This is a genomic window from Pseudomonas sp. 37 R 15, assembly GCF_900004865.1.
GTDB classification, from domain to species: Bacteria; Pseudomonadota; Gammaproteobacteria; order Pseudomonadales; family Pseudomonadaceae; genus Aquipseudomonas; species Aquipseudomonas fluorescens_AM.
Genome location: NZ_CVTV01000020.1, coordinates 1 through 12,588 on the forward strand (window position 1 = coordinate 1; position 12,588 = coordinate 12,588).

General features: G+C 63.1%; 9 protein-coding genes. 8 read left to right on the forward strand and 1 reads right to left on the reverse strand.

Annotated elements, in window-relative coordinates:
• Window positions 1–946, reverse strand: a 946-nt coding sequence (locus BFQ04_RS05355; protein ID WP_065949907.1) for a retention module-containing protein, incomplete at its 3' end; no start/stop codon positions are given.
• Window positions 947–1,284: 338 nt separating this feature from the next.
• Between BFQ04_RS05355 and BFQ04_RS05360 the strand changes: the two genes are divergently transcribed.
• From BFQ04_RS05360 to BFQ04_RS05395, 8 genes are all read left to right on the forward strand, one after another.
• Window positions 1,285–2,643: a TolC family outer membrane protein gene (locus BFQ04_RS05360; protein ID WP_065949908.1), complete on the forward strand. Its 1,359-nt coding sequence runs from the start codon at window positions 1,285–1,287 to the stop codon at window positions 2,641–2,643.
• A 40-nt stretch (window positions 2,644–2,683) separates the two neighbouring features.
• Entirely contained in the window at window positions 2,684–4,840 is a 2,157-nt protein-coding gene (locus BFQ04_RS05365) for a type I secretion system permease/ATPase (RefSeq protein ID WP_065949909.1), read from the forward strand.
• Complete coding sequence (locus tag BFQ04_RS05370) at window positions 4,830–6,194, forward strand: HlyD family type I secretion periplasmic adaptor subunit (protein ID WP_065949910.1); 1,365 nt, start codon at window positions 4,830–4,832, stop codon at window positions 6,192–6,194. The genes BFQ04_RS05365 and BFQ04_RS05370 overlap by 11 nt, the downstream gene beginning before the upstream one ends.
• 214 nt (window positions 6,195–6,408) lie before the next feature.
• Complete coding sequence (locus BFQ04_RS05375) at window positions 6,409–7,275, forward strand: TauD/TfdA dioxygenase family protein (protein WP_065949911.1); 867 nt, start codon at window positions 6,409–6,411, stop codon at window positions 7,273–7,275.
• Between the two features lie 60 nt (window positions 7,276–7,335).
• The gene (locus BFQ04_RS05380; protein ID WP_065949912.1) at window positions 7,336–8,256 is read left to right on the forward strand and encodes a LysR family transcriptional regulator; all 921 of its coding nucleotides are present in this window, start codon (window positions 7,336–7,338) and stop codon (window positions 8,254–8,256) included.
• A 238-nt stretch (window positions 8,257–8,494) separates the two neighbouring features.
• On the forward strand, window positions 8,495–10,030 hold the full coding sequence (locus BFQ04_RS05385) for an MFS transporter (RefSeq protein WP_065949913.1): 1,536 nt from the start codon (window positions 8,495–8,497) through the stop codon (window positions 10,028–10,030).
• A 15-nt stretch (window positions 10,031–10,045) separates the two neighbouring features.
• Entirely contained in the window at window positions 10,046–11,104 is a 1,059-nt protein-coding gene (locus BFQ04_RS05390) for an HlyD family secretion protein (RefSeq protein WP_065949914.1), read from the forward strand.
• Entirely contained in the window at window positions 11,101–12,543 is a 1,443-nt protein-coding gene (locus BFQ04_RS05395; protein WP_065949915.1) for an efflux transporter outer membrane subunit, read from the forward strand. Before BFQ04_RS05390 ends, BFQ04_RS05395 begins: the two co-directional genes overlap by 4 nt.
• Window positions 12,544–12,588 lie beyond the last annotated feature (45 nt).

Below are 12,588 nucleotides of genomic sequence, written 5' to 3' on the forward strand. Positions count from 1 at the left end.
TAATCACCGAGCCATTGCTCAAGGTGACGTTTACCGGGGTTTGCGCCGGGTTGGTCAGGGTCGCGGTGTAGGTGATCTGACCGCCTTCGGTCACACTCGAGCCGGCCGTCAAGGTGACGGTGGTGGTGTCGATGGTGTCGGTAATCTGCGTCACGGCCGGGTTAGGGTCGAGGGTCAGTACCAGGTTGTTGCCGCCGGTGGTGCCGGTGACGTTGACGCTGATCTGGCTGGCGTCGAGGTACGGGCTGTCGTTAGGCGCCAGGGGCACGTTGACGGTACCGGTCAGTTGGCCGGACGGGATGGTAATGACCGCGCCGTTGGACAAGGTGACGGTCAAGTCGCTGGTCGAGGCCTGGGTCACGGTGGCGGTGTAAGTCAGTACGCCCCCGGCTTCGGTGATGCTTGGGGTGGCGCTCAGGCTCAGGGTCGAAGGCTGCAGCGCCAGATTGCCGTTGCCTGTTGAACCTTGAGCACCGGTAAAGGTATTCAGCGTTGATGTGCCCTGGCCGATAGGGGCAGTGGGGAAGCCGATGGTCGGATCGACACGCCCGGCGGTCGCGTCCAGCACTACAAAGCTGTGGCCGCCGCCCGCCGCGCCATTACCGGCAGCGGTTGCGCCGGCGGCAGTGGCTTCCAGTTCGGTGGTCGGGTCGGCGCCGGCGGCGATGGCTTGCTGCAGCTCGGCCACCGACGGCGCGGCCTGTTCGGTGGCGGCGGCCAGGTCGGCAGTGGAGTCCGGCATGTCGGCGCTCCACTGGGTGTCGCGACCCAGGTCCAGCGTGCGCCCATCCGCCAGTTCCAGGCTCACTGCGCCCGACAGGCCTGTATCAATCTGGTCGCCCGCGAACAGGCGATCACCCTCAACCAGAACACGGCGTGTCCCTTCCGGAGAAATAACGAACACTTGACCAACAATGCTTTTGACGATGGCAACAACATTGCTCATTAAATATTTCTCCGGCGATCCGTTTCTGATGATTCCATGTGGCCGCTCAAGAGGGAGGGCCAAACAGGAGGGGGCGTAGTCTGAATACTTACTGGCGTCAAATTATTGGCTAGAATTTTTACCTATCTAGTTTATGCCAAACTATTGACCTTATGGTCGCCATCCTAAACAATCGCCCCCGTAATGTCACATTGATATTTATGCGGCGAACCGTCCTACATGTGTGAAGCAGTTCCGCTTTTTGAACTTTCCGACGTACGGTCATTACGCTAGCCATTATCCGACGCGGCGGCGCCAATCGCTGTGATTTGAGACAAGAAGTCCTGGGGAATTTTTTAATGCGTCTGCACCTGTTCAAGGCAATACCGTTCGTTCTCGCCGCCAGCTTTGTACAAGCCCAGACGCTGCCCCAAGCCATGCAGCAGGCACTGGATGTGCATCCTGAAATTCAGGCGGGTGTAAACAGTCGCATCGCCGCCGATTACCAATTGCGTGCGGCGCAGGGTGGGTATCTGCCGCGTGTCGATTTGAATGCCGGCTATGGCCGTGCAGGCACCGACAACGCGTCCACCCGCGCCACCAATGGCACGGGCGGCAACCACTGGGAAACCCTCAATCGCGGCGAGTCCAGCCTGCGCCTGCAGCAAATGATCTTTGACGGTTTCGCCACTTCCAGCGAAGTCGGGCGTCAACAGGCCAACGTCAACTCCCGCGCCTACTCGCTGCTCGGTACGTCCGAGCGCACCGCATTGACCGTTGCCCAGGTCTACCTGGAAGTGCTGACCCGTCGTGAGTTCGTGCGCCTGGCCGAAGACAACCTGCGCAACCACGAACGCATTTACGATCAGATCAAGTTGCGCACCCAGCGCGGCGTCGGTAACGGCGCCGACCAGGACCAGGCCGAAGCGCGTCTGGCCCAGGCCCGCAACAACCTGATCACCGAGCAGACCAACCTGGCGGATGCGCAAACCAACTACCTCAGCGCCGTTGGCCAGATGCCCGACCAGCTTGAGCGCCCAGCGCCGTTCATGGCCATGCTCCCGGCCGACCTGAATGAAGCGCGGCGCCAGATGCTCGACAACAGCCCGGTGCTGCGCTCGGCGGAGTCGGACATCTCCGCCGCCGAGCAGCAATACGCGGCCGCCAAATCCAGCTTCTATCCACGCTTTGACGCCGAGCTTGGCACCAATGCCGACAACAATGTCTCCGGCGACGCCAACCACAGCAACGGTTGGGAAGCCATGGTGCGCATGCGCTTCAACCTGTTCGCCGGTGGCAGCAACAAGGCCGACCTGCAATCGAAGTCGTACCAGGCCAACCAGGCCCTGGACATCCGCAACAACGCCTTGCGCCAGCTCAATGAAGAACTGGGCCTGGCCTGGAACGCCTTGAACAACGCCAACGCGCAACTGCCGGTGGCCCAGCAGTACGTGGACCACAGCACCCGCGTGCGCACGTCCTACCAGCAACAGTTCAGCCTGGGCCAACGTACCCTGCTGGACTTGCTCGACAGCGAGAACGAATTGTTCACCGCTTCGCGTCGCCTGGAAGAGATCAAGAACATTCAGTTATTTACTCAGTACCGAATCAAGGCGACCATGGGCGAATTGCTCAAAAGCCAAGGCGTCGTCGCTCCCATGGCCTCCATCGTGCAAAACGATGTGAAGCCCAAAGTCCAACTGCCTGGAATGAACTGAGTCACCCCATAGCCCCATCTGTTAGTCGAGAGTGCACCGCGTGGAATCCGAAGTCAGTCGAGTTCATCTCAGTCATGATCCACGCACGCTGCACGACGACCCGTTACTCGACGGGTTGTTGGCACTCTGCGCCCTGCATCAGAAACCGGCCAGCGCGGCCATGCTCACCACCGGCCTGCCGCTGCCTTCGCAGCGCCTGAGTGCCGAGTTGCTGCCACGTGCAGCGGCGCGCGCCGGGCTGCAGGGACGGCTGCTGCAACGCAGGCTCGAACAGATCCCGACCATCGCGTTACCGGCGCTGCTGCTGCTCAAGGACGGGCGCAGTACCGTGCTGGTCGGCTGGGAGGGCGACGATCAGGCGCGGGTGCTGCTCAGCGAAAGCGATGGCGGTGAAGTGCTGATCAAGCGCGAGTTGCTGGTCGACGACTACACCGGCAAGGTCTTCTTTGCCCAGCCGCAGCACAAGTTCGACGTCAATCACGGCACCTTGATTCCCCGAGCGCGATCCTGGTTTCGTGACACGCTCAAGCGTTCGCGCTGGCTGTATACCGATGCCATCGCCGCCAGTTTCCTGATCAACATCATCGCCATGGCCGCGCCGCTGTTCGTGATGAACGTGTACGACCGCGTGGTGCCGAACCAGGCCACTTCTACGCTGTGGGTGCTGGCCGTGGGCATCTGCGGTGCGTATCTGTTCGACCTGGTGCTCAAGAGCCTGCGCAGCCTGTGCCTGGACCTGGCCGGTAAAAAAACCGACCTGATCATCTCCGCCACCTTGTTCGAGCGCATCGTCGGCATGTCGATGAAGTACCGCCCGGCGCGCGTCGGCAGCTTTGCGCAGAACATCCATGAGTTCCAGAGCCTGCGCGACTTCCTTGCCTCCCTGACCCTCACCAGCCTGATCGACCTGCCGTTCACGCTGCTGATCTTCCTGGTGATCGCCCTGCTCGGTGGCCATCTGGTGTGGATTCCGGTGCTGGCGTTCCCGATTGCCCTGGGGATCGGCTACGCCTTGCAAAAACCTTTGGTCGCGACCATGGAACGCACCATGGCCCTCGCCGCTGAACGCCAGTCGAGCCTGATCGAAACCCTCGCCGGGCTGGATGCGGTCAAGGTCAACAATGCCGAGAGCGAACGCCAGTACGGCTGGGAACAGACCATCGGCACCTTGAGCCGGCTCGAGCTGCGGGTGAAGCTGCTGTCGGGCCTGTCGATGAACATGACCCTGCTGATCCAGCAACTGGCCGGCGTGATCATGATCGTGTTCGGCGTGTACCAGATCATCGACGGCAACCTGAGCATGGGCGGCCTGATCGCCTGCTACATGCTCAGCGGCCGTGCCTTGAGCCCGCTGGCCTCGCTGTCGGGCCTGCTCACGCGCTACCAGCAAGCCAAGGTCACCATGACCTCGGTCGACCAGATGATGGAACTGCCCCAGGAGCGCAATTTCGAAGAGCGCCCCATGAGCCGTCGCACCCTGCAAGGCGCCATCGAGTGCCGGGGCCTGAATTTCACCTACCCGAACCAACAGAATCCGGCGCTGAAAAACATCAACCTGGTGATCAAGCCAGGGGAAAAGATCGGCATCATCGGTCGCAGCGGCTCGGGCAAAAGCTCCCTGGCCAAATTGATCGTCGGCCTGTATCAACCCGACTCCGGCGCGTTGCTGGTGGACGGCGTGGACGTGCGCCAGATCGACGTCAGCGAACTGCGCCATAACATCGGCTACGTCGCCCAGGACATCCAACTGCTGGCCGGCACCCTGCGTGACAACCTGGTCAGCGGTGCGCGCTACGTCGAAGATGAGATGGTCCTGCAAGCCGCCGAACTGGCCGGTGTGCACGAATTCGCCCGCCTGCATCCGCAAGGCTATGAACTGCAGGTCGGCGAGCGTGGGCAGAACCTGTCCGGTGGCCAGCGACAGAACGTCGCCCTGGCCCGTGCGCTGCTGCTCAACCCGCCCATCCTGCTGCTGGACGAACCCACCAGCGCCATGGACAACACCGGTGAAGAACGCTTGAAACAACGCCTGCATGCCGTGGTGCAAAACAAGACCGTCGTCCTGGTGACGCACCGTGCCTCGCTGCTGTCCCTGGTGGACCGCCTGCTGGTGGTCGACCGTGGGCAGATCCTCGCGGACGGCCCGAAAGCCGTGGTCATGGAAGCGTTGAAGAAGGGGCAGATCAGTGTCGCTTAACGCCATCAAGAGCGCGGTCGGGCGCTACTTCAAAGGTTCCGACTCGCTGCAGGGCCAGCCGCTGCCCGAGGTCAACAAAGCGCTGATCGAAGATGCGCCGCGGGTCATCCGCCTGACCATCTGGGCCATCATCGCGTTCTTTGTATTCCTGGTGGTGTGGGCAGGTTTCTCCGAAATCGACGAAGTGACCCGAGGCGACGGCAAGGCGATTCCGTCGTCCAAGCTGCAGAAAATCCAGAACCTGGAAGGCGGTATCGTCGCCGAGTTGTACGTCAAGGAAGGTCAGATCGTCGAGGCCGGTGCGCCGTTGATTCGCCTGGACGATACGCGGTTCGTGTCCAACGCCGGGGAAACCGAAGCGCTGCGCCTGGCCATGCAACTGCGCGTCGAGCGTCTGAGTGCGCAGGTGGACGACCGCCCGCTGAACATTCCCGACGATGTACTCAAGGCCGCGCCCAGCCAGGCCGCCAACGAGCGCTCACTGTACGAAAGCCGCCGCCAGCAGTTGAAAGACGAAGTTGGCGGTTTGCAGGAGCAACTGGTGCAGCGCCAACAGGAGTTGCGTGAGTTCACCTCCAAACAAAGCCAGTACCGCAGCCAGTTGTCCCTGCAACGCCAGGAAATCAACATGTCCGAGCCGCTGGTGGCCCAGGGCGCGGTGTCGCCGGTGGAAGTGCTGCGCCTCAAGCGCGCCGAAATGGAAACCCGAGGCCAGCTGGACGCCACCACCCTGGCGATCCCCCGCGCCGAATCGGCGATCAAGGAAGTGCAGCGCAAGATCGACGAAACCCGCGGCAAGTTCCGCAGCGAAGCCCTGACCCAACTCAATGAAGCGCGCACCGAACTGAACAAGGCCGAATCCACCGGCCGCGCCCTGGAAGACCGCGTCAGCCGCACCCTGGTCACCTCGCCGGTGCGCGGCATCGTCAAGCAACTGCTGGTCAACACTGTCGGCGGCGTGATCCAGCCGGGCAGCGACATGGTCGAAATCGTGCCGCTGGACGACACCCTGCTGGTGGAGGCCAAGATCCGCCCGCAAGACATCGCCTTCCTGCACCCTGGGCAAGAAGCGGTGGTCAAATTCACCGCCTATGACTACACCATCTACGGTGGCCTGAAGGCCAAGCTCGAACGCATCGGCGCCGACACCATCACCGATGAAGACAAGAAAACCACTTACTACATGATCACCCTGCGCACCGATCGCAGCCACCTGGGCACCGATGAAAAGCCGCTGCTGATCATCCCCGGCATGGTCGCCTCGGTAGACATCATCACCGGCAAGAAAAGCATCCTCAGCTACCTGCTCAAGCCGATCATCAAGGCGCGGGCGGAGGCGTTGCACGAGCGTTGATCTTCATTGCCTGCTCCTGCCCTATCGGGGGCAAGTCGAATCGTCGCACCGCCCCTCCCACATTTGAATGTGTTCACAAATCAAGTGTGGGAGGGGACTTGCCCCCGATAGGGCCATCAGCATCACCCCATGCATATGGATATGCCCTAACAGTATTTAAACTTCCATTCCCAGGCCTATAAATTCACTCCCTTGTCCGCCGGAAGTGAACCCAATGTCCGCCACCCCCCAACCCTTCGACATCCGCCCCTTCCCCGGCAGTGTCGGCGCCGAAATCATCGGCCTGGATCTATCCCAACCTATCAACGACCAGGACTTCGCCCGCATCCACCGCGCGCACCTGGACCACCACGTCATCGTGTTTCGCGACCAGCGCATCACCCCTGAACAACAGATCACCTTCAGCCGGCGCTTCGGCGTGCTGCAAATCCACGTGCTCAAGCAGTTCCTGCTGGCCAACCACCCGGAAATCCTGATCGTCTCCAACATCATCGAAAACGGCCAGTCCATCGGCCTGGGCGATGCGGGCAAGTTCTGGCACTCGGACCTGTCGTACAAGGAACTGCCCAGCCTGGGCTCGATGCTGCATGCCCAGGAACTGCCGTCCGAAGGCGGCGACACCCTGTTTGCCGACATGCACAAAGCCTGGGAGCAACTGCCCGAGCACCTGCGCAACGCCGTCGAAGGGCGCCGCGCCGCGCATTCCTACACTGCGCGTTACAGCGAAACCAAATTCGAAGGCAACTGGCGCCCGACCCTGACCCCGGAACAACTCGCCCAGGTGGCCGAAGTGGTGCACCCCATCGTGCGCACCCACCCGGAAAACGGCCGCAAGGCGCTGTTCGTCAGCGAAGGCTTCACCACCCGCATCGTCGGCCTGCCGGATGACGAAAGCCGCGACCTGCTGGCCCAGCTCTACGCCCACAGCGTGCTGCCGGAAAACATCTACCGCCATCAGTGGCAGCCCCACGACCTGGTGTTCTGGGACAACCGCTCGCTGATTCACCTGGCCGCCGGTTGCCCGAGCCATCTGCGCCGCAAATTGTTGCGCACCACCATTCAGGGCGATGCGCCTTTCTGAAACGGTGAAGCCTGCTAGGATTGCGCCCAGTTCACTCCCCATCAATCACGAGTGCTTGGCATGCAACTACCGGACATGAACCTGCTGGTCGCCCTCGACGCCTTGCTCGATGAAGGCAGCGTGGTGGGCGCGGCGCGGCGGATGAACCTGAGCCCGGCGGCCATGAGCCGCACCCTCACGCGGATCCGCGATGCGGTCGGCGATCCGATCCTGGTCCGCGCCGGCCGCGGTCTGGTGCCGACGCCCAAGGCGCTTGAGCTGCAAGGCCAGGTGCGCAACGTGGTGGAGCAGGCGGCGTTGCTGTTTCGCTCGGCCGACCAGGTGGACTTGAGCACCTTGCGCCGCCGCTTCAGCGTGCGCGCCAATGACTTTTTCATCGGCGTGTATGGCGGGCGACTGTTCGACACCATGCAAAGAGTGGCGCCGCTCTGCGAGCTGCGCTTCGTGCCCGAAGGCGATACCGACGACGAAGCGCTGCGCGAAGGGCGGTTGGACTTGCGGGTGAGCAATACCCTGCCGGCGAGCCCCGAAGCGAAGGTGCAGAACCTGTTCTCCACCACCTTCGTCGGCCTGGCGCGGGAAGATCATCCGCTGTTCGACGCAGAGATCACCGCCGCGCGGTTTGCCAGCTATTCCCACATCAGTATCTCGCGGCGCGGCATCGCCCGTGGGCCCATCGATACCGCGTTGAATGCCCAGGGCCTGGAGCGCCGCGTGGCTATGATCGCCCCAGGCTTCCACGGTGCAATGTTCATGCTGCCCGACTCCGACCTGCTGCTGCCGGTGCCCAAGGAAGCGCTCCTCAGCGCCAGGCGCCTGAATCTGCCGCTGCGCGCATTCCCCCTGCCAATCTCATTGCCGACGCTGGTGTTGGCCCAATCCTGGCACCCACGTTTCGACAAAGACCCGGCGCACAAATGGCTGCGCGAAACCATGCGCGAGAGCTGCCACGCCACGTGGCTCGAAGCCCAGCCCAGCTGAAATCCCAAGCCATGCCGGGTCAAATGTGGGAGGGGGCTTGCCCCCGATTGCGGTATGACAGCTACCCCATATGAACCTGATACACCGCTATCGGGGGCAAGCCCCCTCCCACATTTTAAGCCCTGCGGTATTATGTGGATTGCGTCTGACGCACTTATAAGCTGACAACAAGTAACTTTTTGTCATGGTAGAGCCTGATTAAACTGCTCGGGTATTTCCCATTCCGAGTTACCTGTCCATGACATCCCTCGCTGCTCCCGCCCTCGAGGCCGCAGCCAAACCCACTGCGCCCAGCCCACCGGTGTTCGGTCCGCGCATTATTATCGGCCTGGTCGGCGTGTTGCTGGCGGTGCTGGTGTCCGGCCTCAACGAGATGGTCACCAAGGTCGCCCTCGCTGATATCCGTGGTGCGCTGTACATCGGTTTTGACGAAGGCACCTGGCTGGTCGCGGCCTACACCGCCACCTCCGTGGCCGCGATGGCGTTCGCACCGTGGTGTGCGGTGACGCTCTCGCTGCGCCGTTTTACCCTGTGTGCCATCGGCTTGTTTACCCTGCTCGGCATCCTCTGCCCGTTCGCACCGAACTACGAAAGCCTGCTGCTCCTGCGCACGGTGCAAGGCTTGGCCGGTGGCGCGTTGCCGCCGATGCTGATGACCGTGGCGCTGCGGTTCCTGCCAGCCAACGTCAAGTTATACGGCTTGGCCGGGTATGCCCTGACGGCCACCTTCGGCCCGAGCCTGGGTACGCCGCTGGCGGCGCTGTGGACCGAATACGTCGGCTGGCAATGGGCGTTCTGGCAGATCGTCGGGCCCTGCCTGTTGGCGATGGCCGCCGTGGCCTACGGCTTGCCGCAGGATCCGTTGCGCCTGGAGCGTTTCAAACAGTTCAATTGGCGCGGTCTGCTGTTGGGCTTCCCGGCAATCTGCATGCTGGTCATCGGCCTGTTGCAAGGCAACCGTCTGGACTGGTTCGAGTCGGGCCTGATCACCTTCCTGCTCAGTGGCGGCACGGTGCTCATGGTGTTGTTCATGCTCAATGAATGGTCGCAGCCGCTGCCATTCTTCAAGTTGCAGATGCTTGGCCTGCGCAACCTGTCGTTTGCGTTGATCGTGCTGGCCGGCGTGTTGATGGTGTTGACCTCGGTCATCATCATCCCGTCGAGTTTTCTCGCTCAGGTCCAGGGTTACCGCCCCCTGCAAACCGCGCCGGTGATGCTGCTGATGGCCGTGCCGCAGCTGATCGCGCTGCCGCTGGTGGCCGCGCTGTGCAACCTGCGCTGGGTCGATTGCCGCTGGGTGCTGGGCATCGGTCTCGGCATGTTGGTGCTGTGCTGTATCGGCAGTTCGCACCTCACCTCGGCGTGGATCCGCGATGATTTTTATGGCTGGTACCTGCTGCAGATTTTCGGCCAGCCGATGGCCGTGTTGCCGCTGCTGATGCTGTCCACCGGCAGTATCCAGCCCATCGAAGGGCCGTTCGCCTCGGCGTGGTTCAACACCGTCAAGGGCCTGTCCGCCGTGATCGCCACCGCTGTGCTGGATACGCTGACCACCCAGCGCGGGCATTTTCACTCGACCATGCTGGTGGACCGCCTGGGCAACTCGCCCCTGGCCGACGGCGACGCGCCGGGCCTGGCGCACCGCCTGCACGAGCAAGTTGTGGTGCTCACCTCTTCGGATCTGTATGCCGTCATGGCCGGTGTCGCGGTGGCGTTGATCCTGCTGATTTTCTGGATGCCCACGCGGATTTTTCCGCCTCGCGCACCGACCTGAACCCAAGGATTTCTCATGAAACGCAAAGACAAAATAGCCGTCTCCGTTATCGCTGTGTTTGCCGTCGGCGTGCTGGTGTACCTGGTTGCGCCAGGTATCCTGGGCCGCCAGCGCCAGACCACCAACGACGCCTTCGTCGCCGCCGATTTCACCCTGGTCGCCCCCCGCGTGGCCGGGTTCATCAAGGAAGTGTTGGTAGAAGACAACCAGCGCGTCAAAGCCGGCCAGCTGTTGGCGCTGATCGACGACCGGGATTTTCGCGCCGCCGCCCAGGCCGCCGACGCCGACACGTTGGTCGCCCAGGCCCAACTGAAAAACGCCACCGCGACCCTGGAGCGCCAAAGCTCGGTGATCGCCCAGGCCCAGGCCACCGTGGCGGCGGACCGTGCCGAAGTGGCGTTTGCCGAACACGAGCTGAACCGCTACAACCACCTCGCCGGCGTCGGCGCAGGCACCGTGCAGAACGCCCAGCAAGCCAAGACCCGCATCGACCAGGCCACCGCGCGCCTGGCCAAGTCCACAGCGGTGCTGGCCGCCGAACGCAAGCAAGTGGAAATCCTCACGGCCCAGCGCGATGCCGCCGACGGCGGGCTCAAGCGCGCCCAGGCCGCGCTGGAAATGGCCAGCTATCAGCTGTCCTACACGCGCATCGTCGCGCCGGTGGACGGCATGGTCGGTGAGCGGGCGGTACGGGTCGGCGCCTATGTGACACCGGGCAGCAAGATCCTCGCGGTCGTGCCGCTGGCCGAGGCCTATGTCGTGGCCAATTTCCAGGAGACGCAACTGTCGCACATGCATGCCGGCCAAGCCGTGCAAGTGCGTGTCGACAGCCTCGATGGCGAGTTGCTCAACGGTCACCTGGAGAGCCTGGCGCCGGCCACCGGGGTGACCTTCGCCTCGGTCAAGCCGGACAACGCCACCGGCAACTTCACCAAGGTGGTGCAGCGCATTCCGGTGAAGATTGTGCTGGAGCCCAATCAGCCGCTGACCGAGCGCCTGCGCGTCGGTATGTCGGTGGAGGCCAGCGTCGACACACAGGCGGTCGCGCCACACCATGAGGTGGCCCAGCAATGAAACATGTCGCCTGGCTCACCTTGAGCCTCATCAGCCTGAGTGCCTGCACCGTCGGCCCGGATTTCCAACGGCCGCAAGGCCCGCAAGTCGCCCAATGGAGTGAGCCCCAGGGGCGTCAGGCGGCCAGTCGTGCCAGCAGCGACCCGTTGCAGGAGCGCTGGTGGGACGTGTTCCACGACGAACAGTTGTCAGCGCTCACACGTCGTGCCCTCAGCGATAACCTCGACCTGAAACTGGCCAGCAGCCGCCTGCAACAAAGCCGCGCCGTGCGTCAGGTGACTACCGCCGAACGTTACCCCGGCGTCGATGCGGGCGGCGGTTACCAGCGCAAGCGCAACAGCGCCAAAGGTTTGAACGACCCCTCCGGCGAGAACGGCCGCTCGGCCTTCAGCCAATGGGACATGGGCTTTTCCGCTGCCTGGGAGTTGGACTTCTGGGGCCGGGTCAAGCGCGAGACCGAAGCCGCCGATGCCACCCTGGACGTCGCCGAAAACGACCGTCGCGCCGTGCTGCTGTCGGTACTGGCCGAGACCGCACAGGATTACATCCAACTGCGCGGCGTACAGAACACCCGCGCTGTCACCGAGCAAAACCTCGACGTCGCCCGCCACAGCCTCAAGCTCTCGCAACTGCGCCTGGCCGACGGCGTGGCGACCGACCTGGACGTGGCCGAAGCCGCCGCCCAGGTGGCCGCCATCGAAGCGCGCCTGCCTGATCTGCAGCAGCGCCAGGATCAATTGATCAACGCCCTGAGCCTGCTGATGGGCGAGCCGCCGCAAGCCCTGCACGCGCAACTGTCCAAGGACGCCGCCGTGCCGCAGACCCAGCGCCAGGTCGCCATCGGCCTGCCGTCGGAACTGGCCGAGCGCCGCCCGGACATCCGCCAGGCCGAAGCCCGTTTGCACGCCGCCACTGCCAGCATCGGCGTGGCCAAGGGTGATTTCTACCCGCGCATCACCCTGTCCGGCAGCCTAGGCTCCCAGGCCATGCAACTCTCGGACTTCGGCTCCTGGGGCTCGCGCGCCTTCGCCTTCGGCCCGCAATTGAGCCTGCCGCTGTTCAACGGCGGGCGCCTGCAAGGCATGGTGGATTTGCGTGAAGCCCAGCAACAGGAAGCGGCGATTTCCTACCAGCAAACCGTGCTGCGCGCCTGGCATGAAATCGACGACCAACTGACCCGCTACAACGCCAGCCAACTGCGCCGCGACAGCCTGGCCGAAGCCGTGCACCAGAACCAGATCGCGCTCGCCACCGCGCAACACCAATACGTCGAAGGCGTGGCCGATTTCGTCAATGTGCTCACCGTACAAAGCGCGCTGCTGGCGACCCAGGAACAATGGGTGGAAAGCTCTACGGGCGTTTCCTTGGCCATGGTCGGCTTGTACAAGGCGTTGGGAGGAGGGTGGGAGTCGGTGTATCCGTTGCAAGCGCTTCACTGATGACGGTGGGAAGTCGAGCGAGCCTTGAACGTGACGTCGTTTTCA